Below are 16,535 nucleotides of genomic sequence, written 5' to 3' on the forward strand. Positions count from 1 at the left end.
CCCTTCCTGTTATATGTACAGGAGGGGGCCGTTTCTTGTTGTACTTACAGAAAGGAGAAATGTCCGCCCCTGGGTGTTTTTTTTGAAAATTAAGAGACCGTTCGGTTTTTACTTGCCTGAATACCTGTCATGAGTAGCCCTACCGCTAAAAGAACCTGGATGAGCAGCGGGAGTGTCCAGCCACTTGTCCAGTCGTGCAGTAAACCAAACAGCAAAGGGCCTCCTGCCGCAAGCATATAACCAAATGATTGAGCCATTCCGGAGAGGCTTGCAGCCTCTCGCGCATGAGTCGTGCGAAGAACAAAAAACATTGTGACCAAACCAAATGAGGCCCCGGCGCCAATCCCGGCCAAAGCAACCCCGAGTGTGACGAGCACAACCGCATGATTGAATAACAACGCATATCCGATAATGAGACACAGACAAGTTATGGTGGTCAGCAGCCGTTGGTCACGCGTTTTTCCAGCCAGAATCGGAACGATAAAGGTGGCGGGTACACTAACCATTTGCATCAGAGACAACATCCAGCCAGCCGAGGCCGCGCTGAATCCCTGGTCCGCGAGAATTTCGGGAAGCCAAGTTATCGTTGTATAAAAAATTAACGATTGTATACCCATAAACAATGTCACGAACCAAGCCAGGGAAGACGTTCGTAAACGTGTAGGTGCATTTTCGTTTTGTGAGGTTACATATAACATCTGTTTGCGCCCATTCCTGGCTCGTGGCAGCCACAAAAGGACAGCCAGTACAGACAGAATAACCCACATACCTAAAGAAGCCCGCCAGCCAAGCGAGGAGGCTGCTGCCACAGGCACACTAATACCTGAAGAGATCGAAGCGAACAAGTTCATTGATACCGAGTAGAGTCCGGTGACGATACCAACACGTAACGGGAAATCGCGTTTGATCAAACTTGGGAGTAGTACATTGCTGAGCGCGATGCCACATCCCAAAATCGCCGTTCCTGCATATAAAGTCAGAACGGAGGGGAGGAGGCGCAAGGTGATTCCGCCAGTAACAATGATTACAGCAAGCAGAAGGGCGGTCTCCAATCCAAAACGTTTGGCAAGACGCGGAGCAAAAGGTGAAACGGCTGCAAAAGCAATCAAAGGCAGAGAGGTCAGAAGCCCTGCCATCGTATGACCAATGCCGGTGTCAGATCGAATTAACTCAATGACAGGGCCGGTAGCTGTGATAGGTGATCGCATAGTAGCGGCAATAACGATGATTCCAGCGAGTAACATCCCGAATTTTTGAGAAGTGTGTTGTGACGATTGTTCTCCCTCAGAATGGATGGAATGCGGTTGTTGTGTAGGTGATGACATGATTAGTCTCCTGTTTCTGGTAGGTTGGAATGAAGCTAGGTCGCATAGCGAGTAAATGACGAGTGAAAAACAAGTTACCAAGAAGTGATGACGAAGTCATTAGCAGTCACTAAGTATAACCTCAAGAAAAAGCGGATATGTATGAATTGGTACAATATCCATTAAGCAAGCATAACATTGTGTGTCAATATGGAGCAATGAAATGCAAAACATAACAGAAGCCCGCCACCGTCTTCGAGCAAGCTATATTAATGTCATTGTGTAAGGTTAAACCGGTGACACATGACTTATTGCTCCGCGTCAAGTTCGAATGATCCCCATTTTTTACATGGCTGTTGGTTAGATTTTATTATTTGGCTGAGGTTACCTTCTCACTTACCGAGTTTTTATGTATAGAGCAGAATTAGAGGAATACTATATAGAGATTCGTGAATGTAGAAATGCGAGATGTATCATTGTAGGATTGCAAGAATGTAGGATTACGAGAATGGAGAATGGAGAATTACAGGATAGTATAACTTTCGGATGGTGATATATTAAGGAAAGGTATTACAAGGGGATAACGGTCTATCAGTCTATCGGTCGATGCATCACCGGAAGGTTCCGATGGTTCAATCGATGTGCTTAATTCTAACGATCACGAGAAACCCTATATGGGGGAAAAAGAGTCTTTACCAATTCTAACGATCCTCAGGAACGCTATTTAGCCAATGAAGCTCGAAAAAGCACAAAATAAGCACGAAATTGAGGCAATAAGATCGCTGGTGATCGTTAGAAAATTAAATCAGCGAAAATGGGGCAAATAGCGTCTCTGGTGATCGTTAGATTTTTTTTGCGCAATGGTGAGGTGCCAATTCCACTGTGAAATGGCTTGCCAGCTCTCAGAAACGGCTTTCTCCTTGTAGGCGAAAGCGCACGAGGTCATTACTGACGAAAAAAAGCACGATCGAATTCTAAGCTCCGACGAACCTCTGGGCTTCTCATCCCCAGAACGCAAAAAAAGCTTCCCGAAGGAAGCTTCTTTAAATGACGTCCCAGGAGGGATACTCTCCTTACAGTCGAGACTGCGATGCTTATGCTCTCGAAGCGGATGCTCCGCGAACCATTGGGCTTCTCATCCCCGGAACGTAAAAAAAGCTTCCCGAAGGAAGCTTCTTTAATGACGTCCCAGGAGGGATTCGAACCCCCGACCGACGGCTTAGAAGGCCGTTGCTCTATCCTGCTGAGCTACTGAGACATGAAATTTTTCAAGCAAAAATGATTTTATCATATATAAAAAATAATATCAAATGTTTTATTTCATGCTCATTTTCGTATATGATATTTGGCGGCTGCGACGTTTTTTTCTTTCTAATTAAGGTTATGTTAGAATATCAGAAGAACTCAGAAAATAGATCCATATTTCGTTGATATATATCTATTCATAGTCGATTCCGGCTGGAGATTCAGGAACAGAGGAGGTGCTCCTATCAAGGAATCCACGACCCCGGAAGCCGCGCAAAACAACAACGTTGTGCTGTTTCCAAAAACGCTGGACTACTACCAAATACAGCTGACGGTTATGCTTGAAAATGAACGTTACGGTGAAGCAATGGACTTGCTTCGCTTTTTGATGCAATGCCAGGGACAGGATGAACGTCACTACGATGAGTGGAGGGCATTGCTTGAATGGCTGCAAGCAGCATTTCCTCAATATGAAGAAATGGAAATGCCGGTCATCCGTGAAGAAGAGGAAGAAGACGTCAGCGAGGAAATGATGGCAAGGCAACACGCCAAATTAAAGCTTGCACAGGACGATGGTTATGCCGACAAACTGCTCCGTACCGTTATGGAAGGGCCGCTAACCGAACAGACGACACTGGCACTGGAACAACTGGCATTTCTGGACGTTCCGAAAGTAGATGAGGAACTGATCCAGTGGTTGCAAACGAAGACACTTCATCCGCTACTGCAGTTTAGAGTACTGCAAACCCTGCGCCGTCGAGGGGGGCAAGATATCGTCCGATTCACCAGAGGTGAGGAAGATGTGGAGATTGAGATCGCTGACGTTCCACTTAAGCCGGAAGAATTTCCACTTCAAATTGTGCAAATTTTGGAACGGGTAGCAGACCAGACGGAGGTTCATGAACCTACGCTCTTTTATTTTGCCCAGGAACTGTGGATACAATATGTCATGGCGGTTTATGGAACACGGGATTATCAGTCCATGCTGGAGCCAAATGATGCTATGACAGACATTTGGGCTGCTGCGCTGCATATGACGGTTGCTGACAGTCTGGGCGGCTCACATGATGAAGAAAATACACGCTCAATGTATGCTGTGACAGGTGCGATGAGGTTTCGACTGGAGCAGGCTTACCGCTCTATGAAACAGTTTGTTTCGGCCGGTTTGGACGGCCAATAAGGGAGCGGAAACGTTTACCTTAAACCGTATCAAGGGAATCTACTTGAAAAAGAATGTAAATTTGTTTATACTAAGATGGTTATTTTGTACGTGATTGCCTACGTGAACATGTGAATTTTGGAGGGGAAAGTATACAATGAAAGCAACTTGGGAAAAGATAGAGAAGAACCTTGGGGTTCTTGAGGTTGAAGTCGGTGCAGAGCGTGTAACTGAAGCACTGGACAAAGCTTTTAATAAAGTTGTAAAACAAGCAAACGTACCTGGATTCCGTAAAGGTAAAGTGCCACGTCCAATCTTCGAAGCTCGTTTCGGAGTAGAGAGCCTGTATCAAGAAGCAATCGACATTTTGCTTCCTGAAGCTTACACAGAAGCGATCGATCAAACGGATATCTTCCCGGTGGATCGTCCTGATGTGGACATTGAGCAATTTGGCAAAGGTCAATCCTTCAAATTTAAAGCGAAAGTAACAGTGAAACCGGAAGTTACCCTGGGTGACTACAAAGGAATCGAAGTTGCTGTAGCTAAAACTGAAGTTACTGATGCAGAAGTGGCAGAAGAGCTGGAGCGTCTGCAACAGCGTCATGCTGAACTGGTTGTTCTTGACGAAGGTTCTGCAGCGAACGGCGATGTAGCTGTAATTGACTTCGATGGTTCTGTTGATGGTGTACCTTTTGAAGGTGGACAAGCAGAACGTTACTCTTTGGAACTGGGTTCCAACACGTTCATTCCTGGCTTTGAAGAGCAAGTTTTGGGTATGTCCACTGGCGACTTCAAAGACGTTGAAGTAACTTTCCCAGAGAGCTACCATGCAACTGAGCTTGCTGGTAAACAAGCGGTATTCAAAGTGAAAGTTCATGAAATCAAACGCAAACAGCTTCCAGAACTGGATGATGAGTTTGCTAAAGATGTTAGCGAATTTGATACTCTGGAAGAGTACAAAGCTGACCTCAAAACACAACTGGATTCCCGTAAAGCAGATGAGTTCAAAGCTGCTCAGGAAAATGCAGTTGTAGAAAAAGTAGCTGAGAACGCTGAAGTGGATATCCCTTCTGCAATGGTTGAAAGTGAAGTACAGAACATGATGCGCGATTTCGACAACCGTCTTCGCAACCAAGGTATGAACCTTGAAATGTTCCTGAGCTTCTCCGGCCAGACTCAAGCTGATTTGAGATCACAAATGCAAGACGATGCTTCGAAACGTGTACGCAACAACCTGGTGCTTGAAGCAGTAGGCAAAGCGGAAAACATCGAAGTATCCGATGAAGAAGTAAACCAAGAGCTTGAGAAAATGGCTGAATCTTACAAGCGTCCTGCTGAAGAGATTCGTGGCATTCTTGAAGGCAATGGCTCCCTGGAAAGCCTTCGTGATGAAGTGAAATTGCGCAAAACTATCGATGTTCTTATTGAGAACAGCAAAGTAGTTGAGCCAGTTGAAGCTCCAGCCGAAGAAGCTGCTGCAGAAGCTGACGAAAAATAAGACAAGCTGTGTGATTCCGACAGTTGTATAAACGATAAGGCACGTGAGTTATTGCGTGCCTTATTTTTAAATTATGACATCCATTTTATAGAAAAATGAGTGGTATTATGGATGTTGGATCATTTTAATGCAAGGTGCCCGTTTTTCGTTAATTTCATACCTTTGTTCTTGGTTGGAAATAAAAAAAGTCAAGGCGGCATAGGATGGATGTAATTTGCACATACATAGAAAACATGGTTAAATATGATCAGGCTAAATCGTAAACATCCCTAGGATGACGTGATTCTTGAAAAATGACAATGTCACAGGAACATGTTAAAATGATTTTGGGTTTGCTTTACAATTAGCAATGTCTAATTACATGTAGAAAAGAGGTTGGTCTCATGAGTCTGGTGCCAATGGTTGTAGAACAAACCAATCGAGGCGAGCGTTCTTATGATATATATTCACGTTTGCTGAAGGATCGCATTATTTTTCTTACCAGTGCGATTGATGACGATGTAGCCAATCTTGTCATAGCTCAGCTTTTGTTTTTGGCAGCCGATGATCCTGAGAAGGATATCAGCTTGTATATTAATTCACCTGGTGGTTCTGTTACTGCAGGGATGGGTATATACGATACGATGCAATTTATTAAGCCGGATGTATCGACCATTTGCGTAGGAATGGCAGCGAGCATGGGCTCTCTTTTGCTGACTGCAGGCGCTCCTGGTAAAAGATATGCGCTTACGAACAGTGAAGTGATGATTCACCAGCCGCTTGGCGGCGTTCAAGGACAGGCTGCGGATATCAAAATCCATGCAGAATGGATCATTAAAACTCGTCAAAAACTAAATCAAATATATGTTGATCGTACAGGTCAGCCCCTTGATAAAATTGAGCGGGATACAGACCGTGACTTTTTCATGAGTGCTGAAGAAGCGAAAACGTACGGCATTATTGACCAGGTGCTCAGCAGACCGATCAATTCCTAAAGGGGTGGTTTCATGTTTAAATTTAACGATGAGAAAGGGCAACTGAAATGCTCTTTTTGCGGTAAATCTCAGGAGCAGGTTCGCAAGCTGGTCGCTGGACCAGGGGTATACATCTGTGATGAATGTATCGAACTTTGCACCGAAATCGTAGAGGAAGAACTCGGTCATGATGAAGAGTTGGACCTGAAAGATATTCCAAAGCCAAAAGAAATCCGTGATATCCTCGATCAATATGTTATTGGTCAGGACCAAGCGAAAAAATCGTTGTCCGTTGCAGTGTACAACCACTACAAACGGATCAATACACAAAGCAAGATTGAGGATGTTGAGCTGTCCAAAAGTAACATTTTGCTGTTAGGACCTACGGGTTCGGGTAAAACGTTGCTTGCACAAACGATGGCGAAAATCCTGAACGTTCCTTTTGCTATTGCGGATGCAACTTCATTGACAGAAGCAGGATACGTGGGTGAGGATGTAGAGAACATTCTGCTCAAGCTGATCCAGGCAGCTGACTATGATGTAGAAAAAGCAGAACGCGGCATTATCTATATTGATGAAATTGATAAAGTGGCACGTAAATCGGAGAACCCGTCCATTACTCGTGATGTATCTGGTGAAGGGGTTCAGCAAGCTTTGCTGAAGATCCTTGAAGGTACAGTTGCTTCTGTACCACCGCAAGGTGGCCGCAAGCATCCACATCAAGAGTTCATTCAGATTGATACAACAAACATTTTGTTCATTTGTGGTGGTGCCTTTGATGGTCTCGAGCAGATGATCAAACGCCGGATCGGTAAAAAGGTCATTGGTTTTAACGCCGCTACGGAGCAAAAAGATCTGAAACCAGGTGAATATCTGGGTATGGTATTGCCAGAGGATTTACTGAAATTCGGTTTGATTCCAGAATTTGTAGGACGTCTGCCAGTTATCTCTACTTTGGAGCCGCTGGATGAAGATACGTTGGTACGGATTCTGTCCGAACCGAAAAACGCGCTGACGAAGCAGTATCAAAAACTGCTTGAGCTGGACAATGTGAATCTGGTGTTCGAACCGGGCGCATTGCTAGCGATTGCGAAAGAAGCGATCAAGCGAAACACAGGTGCACGTGGTTTGCGCGCAATCATTGAAGGAATCATGCTGGAAATCATGTATGAAGTGCCTTCACGTGAAGACGTAACCAGCTGTGTCATTACCGAAGAAGTTGTAGAGAAAAAAGTTGTGCCTGAACTTGGCCAATCAAAGGATGATAAGCAGGAAGAGAGTGCTTAATCAGCACATCTTCAGCTGAGCTTTGAAATATAGACTTGTCAGTTCTCCACTTGGGCAGAAGGCTTATATATGGTCTTTTGTCAGAGTGGAGCTTTGACGTTGTGGGGAGAGAAATCACTCATGTATTTAAGACAGGACACCCGTCCCGTAAAAGTAGGGAACTTGACAATTGGTGGCAGTAACGAGGTCATTATTCAAAGTATGTGTACGACTAAAACGGCAGACGTGGAGGCGACAGTTGCCGAGATTTTGCGACTGGAAGAAGCCGGATGCCAAGTGGTGCGTGTGACGGTGAATAATGAGGAAGCTGCGGCAGCGATTAAGGAAATCAAGAAGCAGATTCACATCCCGCTGGTGGCTGATATTCATTTCAACTACAAGCTGGCTTTGCTTGCCATTGAGAATGGCATTGATAAGGTTCGGATTAACCCGGGGAACATCGGTAAACGTGCCAAAGTAGAAGAAGTTGTTAAAGCGTGCAAAGATAAAGGTATTCCGATTCGAATCGGGGTAAACGCGGGTTCACTTGAGAACCATCTGCTTGAAAAGTATGGCTATCCTACTGCGGATGCTATGGTCGAAAGTGCTTTGTTCCACATTGGTATTTTGGAAGAACTTGATTTTCATGATATCATCGTGTCCCTGAAGGCATCAGATGTGCCGATGGCCATTGAAGCTTATACCAAGGCGGCGCAGATCATTCCTTATCCGTTGCACCTTGGAATTACCGAGGCAGGAACACTATTCTCGGGAACGATCAAAAGTTCAGCGGGCATGGGAGCGTTGCTCTCCATGGGCATTGGTTCAACGATGCGTATCTCGCTTAGTGCCGATCCGGTAGAAGAGATTAAAGTGGCGCGTGACTTGCTCAAAACTTTTGGATTGATTTCCAATGCAGCTACACTGATCTCGTGTCCAACATGTGGACGTCTTGATATTGATCTCTTCTCCATCGCTAACGAGGTTGAAGAGTATATCTCCAAACTTAAGGTGCCGATCAAAGTATCAGTACTCGGTTGTGCGGTGAATGGTCCAGGTGAAGCCAAAGAAGCGGATATTGGCATTGCTGGTGCTCGTGGAGAAGGCCTTCTATTCCGACATGGTAAAATGATCCGTAAAGTGCCGGAAGAGATCATGGTAGAGGAACTGAAAAAAGAAATCGACAAAATAGTCGAAGCCTATGAAGAAACAGGTGTCATCCCTGGCCGTTCGCACTAATTTTTTTATGTACAAGTGTTCCCCAAAAAATGTTCTGATCGTATCCTGACGATAGTGATGCTTTTAAATAGTTGAAATGTGAGGGCCCGCCATACTTGGCGGGCTTTTTGCATGCCCACAAACAAATTCTCCGGCACAAATTCCCTTTCTTCCGTTTACGTCTCGTTGAAAAGGCTATACTACCAAGTATTAGAATGATCACAGATGAGATGAAGCACAGAACAGGAGGATGTTGAAATATGGGTGACTTGGGCATGGTATTCATGTTGATACAGTTATTTTTTGGAGTGGTGATTGGGTTATACTTCTGGAATTTGCTTCGGGGCCAGAAAACAAACCGGACTGCCGTTGAGCGTGAATCAAAGAAAGAATTGGAGAAGCTTCGCAAGCTGCGTTCTATCTCGCTGACCAAACCGCTGGCGGAGAAGACACGCCCAGCCACCATAAACGATATTGTCGGGCAAAAGGATGGACTGCGTGCGCTCAAGGCCGCTTTATGTAGTGCCAACCCACAACATGTCATTATATATGGCCCACCGGGAGTTGGGAAAACAGCTGCTGCAAGGGTAGTGATGGAAGAGGCCAAGAAAAACCCAACCTCTCCGTTCAAACCCGATGCCAAATTTACAGAGCTGGATGCGACAACTGCTCGTTTTGACGAGAGAGGTATTGCCGATCCACTGATTGGTTCTGTTCATGATCCCATCTATCAGGGGGCCGGAGCCATGGGCGTAGCTGGCATCCCTCAACCGAAGCCAGGTGCGGTGACCAAAGCACATGGCGGTATGCTTTTTATTGATGAGATTGGAGAATTACATTCGATACAGATGAATAAGCTGTTGAAAGTGCTGGAGGATCGCAAGGTCTTTTTGGAAAGTGCGTACTATAACTCGGAAGACACGCATACTCCTGCTTATATCCATGATATTTTTCAGAATGGCCTGCCAGCGGATTTTCGCCTTGTTGGAGCGACGACACGTTCTCCGCATGAACTTCCACCCGCCTTGCGTTCCCGTTGTATGGAGGTCTATTTCCGTCCATTGTTACCTGAGGAGATTGGGAGAATTGCGGAAGATGCGGTGCAGAAAATCGGGTTCAGTCCTTGTCCGGATGCTGTAGAGGTAGTCAAGCGATATGCGACCAATGGACGCGAAGCGGTCAACATTATTCAGCTTGCTGCTGGACTTGCACTCACCGAAAAGCGAGAGACACTCCAGGCTTCCGATGTCGAGTGGGTAGCGGGGAGTAGTCAGATTCAGCCAAGGCCGGATCGTAAGGTTCCTTCCAAGCCGCAGGTCGGTTTTGTCAATGGGCTCGCTGTCTACGGACCGAACATGGGCACGATTCTGGAGATTGAGGTGTCAGCCGTTCCTGCTCCGAAAGAGCAAGGTCGCATCAACATCACAGGTGTTGTGGATGAGGAGGAGATTGGAGGCGGTTCTCGAACACTCCGGCGGAAAAGTATGGCTAAAGGCTCGGTTGAAAATGTGTTAACCGTATTAAAAGCGATGGGCATCCGCACGAGTGATTACGATTTACATGTGAATTTTCCGGGAGGTACGCCGATTGATGGTCCATCAGCCGGGATTGCCATGGCGACAGCGATCACTTCAGCCATTCAAGGACGCCCTGTAGACCATGAGTTGGCGATGACGGGTGAGGTTAGTATCCATGGCCGCGTGAAGCCGATTGGTGGGGTGCTGGCGAAGGTGGAGGCGGCTTTCCAGGCTGGGGCGAAGACGGTTATTATTCCCGCGGAGAACTGGCAGTCTATCTTTGACAATCTGGATGGTTTACGGGTAATCCCTGTAGATACGGTTCAGGAGGTATTCCGCGAGGCATTTGGCTGGGAGTCGGGAGCACAGCAAGTGGAACAGGAGGTGGCGGCAGAAGAGACTGCAGCACCGAAACCGGAGATTTTCCCTCCGGCATCCGCATCCTATTTACAGGCAGAGCCACCTCGTCCGGGACGGGTTACAGATTCGGGAAGCTGCTAAGCGCTTCCCTTCATTGGTTTTTTATGTGAACATTTGATAGAATAATGAATGACTACAACCTGAGAGCCATTGGAGGTGCGAAAGCGATGGGACCGAGCAAAACGAAAGGTCGTCGTTTTCCTTTACTGCCTTTAAGAGGACTTCTCGTCTACCCGAGTATGGTGCTGCATCTCGATGTGGGCCGGGAGAAATCGGTCAAGGCTTTAGAAAAAGCGATGGTAGAAGAACATTTGATTCTCCTATGTTCCCAAGCCGAGGTAAATATTGAGGAACCCACACGAGAGGATATTTTCCGAATTGGAACCGTAGCCAAGGTGAGACAGATGTTGAAGCTACCCAATGGAACGATTCGAGTACTTGTGGAAGGCTTGGAACGGGCTGAAATTATTGAATATACGGACAACGAGGAATATTATGAAGTATTGGCACAAGAGCTGCCTGAGGAAGATAACACCCATCCCGAGACGGATGCCCTCATGCGCACGGTTCTGAACCAATTCGAAAATTATATCAATCTGTCCAAAAAAGTAACCCCCGAGACACTGGCGGCCGTGTCCGACATTGAAGAACCGGGGCGTCTCGCGGATGTGATTACAAGCCATCTGTCCTTGAAGATCAAGGACAAACAAGAAATTCTGGAGACCATCGACGTGCGGGAACGGCTGGAGAAACTGCTGGACATCCTGAACAATGAGCGTGAAGTGCTGGAGCTTGAACGCAAGATCAGCCAGCGTGTGAAAAAACAGATGGAGAAGACTCAGAAGGAATACTACTTGCGTGAGCAGATGAAAGCGATCCAGAAGGAACTCGGTGAAAAAGAGGGCCGTGCAGGCGAAGTGGAAGAGCTTCGCGATCAGATGGAAAGTCTTGGCCTGCCGGACAAGGTAAAAGAAAAGGTCGAGAAGGAAATTGATCGACTGGAGAAAATGCCGGCAAGCTCTGCGGAGGGCGGCGTCATCCGTAACTATGTGGATTGGCTGCTTGCTTTACCTTGGAGTCAAATGACAGATGATGATCTGGATATTCAAAAGGCAGAAGATGTGCTTAATGCAGATCATTACGGTCTGGAGAAACCTAAAGAGCGTGTACTGGAGTATCTGGCCGTACAGAAGCTTGTCAAAAAGCTTAAAGGTCCGATTCTTTGTCTGGTTGGTCCGCCAGGGGTGGGTAAAACCTCTCTTGCCCGTTCCATCGCAAGATCGCTGGGGCGTGAGTTTGTGCGTATCTCGCTCGGCGGCGTACGGGATGAAGCCGAGATTCGTGGACACCGCCGTACCTATGTAGGAGCGATGCCTGGTCGCATTATCCAGGGGATGAAAACAGCAGGATCACTCAATCCTGTATTTTTGTTGGATGAGATCGACAAGATGGCTTCCGACTTCCGCGGAGATCCATCGTCTGCATTGCTGGAGGTACTTGATCCAGAGCAGAACAATACGTTCAGTGATCACTTTGTGGAGCTGCCCTTTGACTTATCCAATGTTATGTTTATAACCACAGCGAACACGGTGCACAACATTCCGCGTCCGCTCCTGGATCGGATGGAGATGCTGAATATTCCGGGTTACACCGAACTGGAGAAATTGCAAATATCCAAAAACTATTTGCTGCCCAAACAGAAGAAGGATCACGGTCTGGAAGAGGATCAACTGGAAGTTCCGCAGGATAGCCTGCTCAAAGTCATTCGCGAGTATACGCGTGAATCGGGAGTGCGGAATTTGGAACAGCAAATGGCATCACTCTGTCGGAAAGCGGCTAAAAATATCGTATCCGGTGCAGAGGGCCAGATTGTGATCTTGCCGGATGATGTTAAGGACTATCTCGGTCCGGGCAAATTCCGTTATGGCATGGCTGAGCTGGAGGATCAGATTGGTACGGTAACAGGGCTTGCATGGACTGAGGTGGGCGGAGACACACTTGTGATCGAAGTAACCGTGGTGCCGGGAACAGGCAAGCTGACTCTTACAGGTAAGCTGGGAGACGTGATGAAAGAATCTGCTCAGGCGGCTTTCAGTTATACACGTTCGAAAGCTGCACAGCTTGGCATCGCTTCGGATTTTCATGAGAAAAATGACATTCACATCCACGTACCGGAAGGTGCCATTCCCAAAGATGGCCCATCTGCCGGTATTACGATGGCGACAGCCTTAATCTCGGCTCTGACGAACAAACATGTATCCAAGGACATTGCCATGACAGGCGAAATTACACTGCGCGGACGGGTGCTGCCGATTGGCGGTTTGAAAGAAAAGTCACTGGCAGCCCACCGTGCGGGTTACAAAAAAATATTGTTGCCCAAGGATAACGAACGGGACCTGCGTGACATTCCGGACAGCATCAAGGAAGATGTGGAATTTGTGCCGGTAGCCCATATGGATCAGGTGTTGCAGCATGCTCTTGTTGAACAGACAGGCATTCAGCAGTAATCCACTTATCTGAAGCATCGTATTAAAAGTAGACCGTTCTGCGGAGGCTTCGGTGTCCGCTGGAACGGTTCTTTTGTTATGATTAGATGTTTTTTGGGCATAATAGTTGTTTTTTTTGAGTATAATGATCGTTTTTTTGGTATGATAGAAAGAATGATGGCATAATACGAGCAGAAATGTAGTAATGGTTGTGCTCCAGGTGTTTAAGAGAGGAAAGATGCAATTTGAAAGTCAATCAATCTGAGTTTATTATTAGTGCCGTTCGGCCTGAACAATATCCAGATGACGGTCTGCCGGAGATTGCTCTGGCGGGGCGCTCCAACGTGGGCAAGTCATCGTTGATCAACCGTTTGATCAGCCGCAAAAATCTGGCGCGTACAAGTTCTACTCCGGGTAAAACCCAGCAACTGAACTATTATAAGATCAATCAGGATCTGTATTTCGTCGATTTTCCGGGCTATGGTTACGCCAAGGTTTCCAAAGAGCAACGTTTTGCCTGGGGTAAAATGATGGAGAAGTACTTGTTGCAACGCGATGAACTGAAGCTGGTTATGCAGATGGTAGACATGAGACATGAACCATCCAAGGATGACAAAATGATGAATGAATGGCTACGCCATCATGGTCTGCCACTAGTCGTTGTGGCTACGAAGATGGATAAGATCCCTAAGACACGCAGAGCCAAACACATTAAAGTGATCAAAGAAGGACTGGGTCTTCGTTCAGGCGACTTGTTTGTGCCTTTTTCATCCGAGGAAGGTTTGGGCAAGGAAGAACTTTGGGATATTATTACCCGCCACGCCCGCATAGACAAGTATGCACCCGTTGAAGAGGATGCCGACAACGAGGCTGTAGATGCAGCTGAAGACAACAAACTCTAACATTAACATTTGAAAACACATCATGTTTCCCGCATCTAGATAGTCATGGAATGATTCCATGACTATTTGTTGTAAGCAGTCTTGAATTCGCCTTCGAATTTCCTGAATTCCTTCAATATTCATCATTCGTTTCATATAACGCATAACGGTGAACATTGGTGAGACACTACAATAAATGACAATGCATATGATAATCATCATGTGGATTTCATAAACATTTCATAAAAACGGGCGAGTGGTGGACGTGATGTGTGATATAATTAACTATGTCAATCATAATTGGATAGAGATATACAGTAAGCACTTTGATTGGAAATTTATTAGGCAGGTGAACTTGCAATGCACATCGTTGTTGTTGGTTTGAATTATCGCACGGCGCCTGTAGAGGTCAGAGAACGATTCACATTTGCAGAAAAGGACTTGTCTGAAGCGCTGCAGCAGCTCAAGCTGACCAAGAGTGTATTGGAAGGTGTAATCGTAGCCACTTGTAATCGTACTGAATTGTACGTTGTGGTCGACCGTCTTCACATGTGCGGTTATTTTATACGAACATTTATGGAGCAATGGTTTAACGTTCCACGGGAAGAATTTACGCAACACTTATATATATATGAGGATGATCAAGCTATGCGCCATCTGTTCCGGGTCATTTGCGGACTGGATTCAATGGTCATTGGAGAGACTCAGATTCTAGGCCAAGTGAAACAGGCTTTTTTCAAAGCGCAGGAAGAGAAAGCAACCGGCACTTGGTTTAACAAACTGTTCAAACAGGCAGTTACCTTGGGCAAACGAGCGCATTCGGAGACTTCCATCGGGGAGAGTGCCGTTTCTGTCAGCTATGCTGCGGTTGAACTCGGCAAGCGGATTTTTGGTATGTTCACAGACAAGAAGGTACTTATTTTGGGTGCCGGCAAAATGAGTGAACTTACGGTTAAACATCTGTATGCCAACGGGGCATCTGAAGTTATCGTAGCCAATCGTACGCTTGCCAGAGCGGAGGAGCTTGCCAGCAAATTTCGGGGAACGCCATGTACGATGGAGCAGGCTCTGACCAGACTGGGTGAGGTTGATATCGTCATTAGTTCCACTGGAGCTGAACGTTATATTCTTGATGCAGGTATTGTTCGGGAAGGTATGAAGCGCCGGCAAGCACGTCCGCTGTTCCTGATTGATATTGCAGTACCACGCGATATTGATCCGGCTATTGGCGAAATCTCTAACGTATTCCTCTACGATATCGATGATCTGGAAGGCATTGTGGAGAGTAATCTGGAGATGCGTAAGGTGGAAGCGGCGAAGATTGAGAGAATGATTGAGCTGGAGATGGAAGATTATTACCAATGGCTCAGAACACTTGGTGTTCGTCCAGTCATTCGGGCATTGCAAGAGAAGGGCGTGTCTATTCATGAAGAAACGATGGATAGTCTGTTTAACAAGTTGCCAGAGCTCGATGAGCATCAGCGTAAAGTCATTCGTCGATTGACCAAGAGTATTGTGAATCAAATGACGACCGATCCGATCAACCGGATCAAGGAAATGGCAGGTACGAAGCAAGGTGATGAAGCACTGCGCATGTTTACGCAGATTTTCGCGCTGGAGGATGCAGTTGATATGGCTGCAGAAAAAGTGAATCAGAGTGATGCAACGGCTCTGGGCAAACCAGCGGTTCATCTTAACGAAAACCGGCAAGAACCCGTGCCGGCTTATATTCCGGCAGGTGTATAAGGCAGGTGAGCAGCATGACCTTTGCTGAACAAGTCTATGAGGCTTTAATTTATATGTATGCCCTGAGCCTACTGTTCTATTTCTCGGACTGCATTCGACGCAATGCGGGGGCGAAGCGGACAGGCACAGGGTTTCTTGTTGTTGTTTGGGGATTGCAGGTAACCCATGTTATTCTGCACATGTGGATCGAAGGTCACTTCCCTATTTATACTACCTTTGATTTTCTGTTTATTTTCTCTTTCAGCATCGTTCTGATGTCATTGATCATGACCCGGGTACAGCGCTCGGAGTTTGTTATCTTGTTGCTCAACATCGTTGGATTCTCGGTGACCGTACTGAACCGGTTATGGTTTACAGCAGGTGAAATTTCGCTGCACAACTGGCAGACAGTTCATGGTTTGCTGATCATGCACATTACGCTCGCCAACCTGGGCTTTGCGGCATTAACGGTTGCTTCCGTATTCGCTCTGTTGTATCTATTCCTTCATCACAAGTTGAAAAACAAAAAATGGAATGACACGGTGCGGCGTCTGCCCAGCCTGGAGGTCATTGGAAAATATATGGATGGCGCAACACTGATTGGTACGCCGCTTCTGGGAGTATCTGTTGTGCTGGCTGTGTTGTCCATCGTGGCGGAACGGCGCTGGCATCTATTGCTGGATCTGAAGGTAATTTCGACAGGTCTGGCGATTGCCATCTATGTTGGCTATTTTATCGTGAAGAGAAGAAAACAGTTTTCGATGATGGTCATGTCCAGATGGACATTGATTGGCTATGCGCTTGTCATCATCAGCTTTTTATCCAATGCGTATTCGGCGTTTCATCGCTGGACGGGAGAGTGA

General features: G+C 46.4%; 11 protein-coding genes and 1 tRNA gene. 10 read left to right on the top strand and 2 right to left on the bottom strand.

Annotation, left to right across the window (positions count from 1 at the left end):
- Window positions 1-89: 89 nt before the first annotated feature.
- Both ACR8BL_RS23000 and ACR8BL_RS23005 read right to left on the bottom strand, forming a co-directional pair.
- Window positions 90-1,325, bottom strand: a complete 1,236-nt coding sequence (locus tag ACR8BL_RS23000) for a CynX/NimT family MFS transporter (protein WP_434749703.1) — start codon at window positions 1,323-1,325, stop codon at window positions 90-92.
- A gap of 1,163 nt (window positions 1,326-2,488) precedes the next feature.
- Window positions 2,489-2,562, bottom strand: a tRNA-Arg gene (locus ACR8BL_RS23005).
- 324 nt (window positions 2,563-2,886) lie between these two features.
- Here ACR8BL_RS23005 and ACR8BL_RS23010 point away from each other — a divergent pair.
- The 10 genes from ACR8BL_RS23010 to ccsA all read left to right on the top strand — a co-directional run bounded on the left by ACR8BL_RS23010 (window position 2,887) and on the right by ccsA (window position 16,535).
- A complete protein-coding gene (locus ACR8BL_RS23010) occupies window positions 2,887-3,729 on the top strand; it encodes a hypothetical protein (RefSeq protein WP_434753214.1) in 843 nt (280 codons plus the stop codon).
- A 136-nt stretch (window positions 3,730-3,865) separates the two neighbouring features.
- The gene (gene tig, locus ACR8BL_RS23015; protein WP_434749704.1) at window positions 3,866-5,206 is read left to right on the top strand and encodes a trigger factor; all 1,341 of its coding nucleotides are present in this window, start codon (window positions 3,866-3,868) and stop codon (window positions 5,204-5,206) included.
- A 383-nt stretch (window positions 5,207-5,589) separates the two neighbouring features.
- Window positions 5,590-6,180: an ATP-dependent Clp endopeptidase proteolytic subunit ClpP gene (clpP, locus tag ACR8BL_RS23020; RefSeq protein WP_090919143.1), complete on the top strand. Its 591-nt coding sequence runs from the start codon at window positions 5,590-5,592 to the stop codon at window positions 6,178-6,180.
- 12 nt (window positions 6,181-6,192) lie between these two features.
- Complete coding sequence (gene clpX / locus ACR8BL_RS23025; RefSeq protein WP_434749705.1) at window positions 6,193-7,446, top strand: ATP-dependent protease ATP-binding subunit ClpX; 1,254 nt, start codon at window positions 6,193-6,195, stop codon at window positions 7,444-7,446.
- Window positions 7,447-7,566: 120 nt separating this feature from the next.
- Window positions 7,567-8,664 carry a flavodoxin-dependent (E)-4-hydroxy-3-methylbut-2-enyl-diphosphate synthase gene (gene ispG, locus ACR8BL_RS23030; RefSeq protein WP_434749706.1) on the top strand — a complete coding sequence of 366 codons (1,098 nt, stop codon included), beginning with the start codon at window positions 7,567-7,569 and terminating at the stop codon, window positions 8,662-8,664.
- A gap of 239 nt (window positions 8,665-8,903) precedes the next feature.
- Window positions 8,904-10,661, top strand: a complete 1,758-nt coding sequence (gene lonB / locus ACR8BL_RS23035) for an ATP-dependent protease LonB (RefSeq protein WP_434749707.1) — start codon at window positions 8,904-8,906, stop codon at window positions 10,659-10,661.
- 86 nt (window positions 10,662-10,747) lie between these two features.
- The gene (lon, locus tag ACR8BL_RS23040; RefSeq protein WP_434749708.1) at window positions 10,748-13,087 is read left to right on the top strand and encodes an endopeptidase La; all 2,340 of its coding nucleotides are present in this window, start codon (window positions 10,748-10,750) and stop codon (window positions 13,085-13,087) included.
- 224 nt (window positions 13,088-13,311) lie between these two features.
- Window positions 13,312-13,968 carry a ribosome biogenesis GTP-binding protein YihA/YsxC gene (yihA, locus tag ACR8BL_RS23045; protein WP_434749709.1) on the top strand — a complete coding sequence of 219 codons (657 nt, stop codon included), beginning with the start codon at window positions 13,312-13,314 and terminating at the stop codon, window positions 13,966-13,968.
- Window positions 13,969-14,307: 339 nt separating this feature from the next.
- Window positions 14,308-15,693 carry a glutamyl-tRNA reductase gene (gene hemA, locus ACR8BL_RS23050; RefSeq protein ID WP_434749710.1) on the top strand — a complete coding sequence of 462 codons (1,386 nt, stop codon included), beginning with the start codon at window positions 14,308-14,310 and terminating at the stop codon, window positions 15,691-15,693.
- Between the two features lie 14 nt (window positions 15,694-15,707).
- Window positions 15,708-16,535: a cytochrome c biogenesis protein CcsA gene (gene ccsA, locus ACR8BL_RS23055; protein WP_434753215.1), complete on the top strand. Its 828-nt coding sequence runs from the start codon at window positions 15,708-15,710 to the stop codon at window positions 16,533-16,535.

The organism is Paenibacillus amylolyticus, assembly GCF_051136285.1.
GTDB classification, from domain to species: Bacteria; Bacillota; Bacilli; order Paenibacillales; family Paenibacillaceae; genus Paenibacillus; species Paenibacillus amylolyticus_F.

Coding starts and splice junctions, on each gene's coding strand:
- ACR8BL_RS23000 (WP_434749703.1), bottom strand. CDS start 1,325: ATGTCATCACCTACACAACAACCGCATTCCATCCATTCTGAGGGAGAA.
- ACR8BL_RS23010 (WP_434753214.1), top strand. CDS start 2,887: ATGCTTGAAAATGAACGTTACGGTGAAGCAATGGACTTGCTTCGCTTT.
- tig (WP_434749704.1), top strand. CDS start 3,866: ATGAAAGCAACTTGGGAAAAGATAGAGAAGAACCTTGGGGTTCTTGAG.
- clpP (WP_090919143.1), top strand. CDS start 5,590: ATGAGTCTGGTGCCAATGGTTGTAGAACAAACCAATCGAGGCGAGCGT.
- clpX (WP_434749705.1), top strand. CDS start 6,193: ATGTTTAAATTTAACGATGAGAAAGGGCAACTGAAATGCTCTTTTTGC.
- ispG (WP_434749706.1), top strand. CDS start 7,567: ATGTATTTAAGACAGGACACCCGTCCCGTAAAAGTAGGGAACTTGACA.
- lonB (WP_434749707.1), top strand. CDS start 8,904: ATGGGTGACTTGGGCATGGTATTCATGTTGATACAGTTATTTTTTGGA.
- lon (WP_434749708.1), top strand. CDS start 10,748: ATGGGACCGAGCAAAACGAAAGGTCGTCGTTTTCCTTTACTGCCTTTA.
- hemA (WP_434749710.1), top strand. CDS start 14,308: ATGCACATCGTTGTTGTTGGTTTGAATTATCGCACGGCGCCTGTAGAG.
- ccsA (WP_434753215.1), top strand. CDS start 15,708: ATGACCTTTGCTGAACAAGTCTATGAGGCTTTAATTTATATGTATGCC.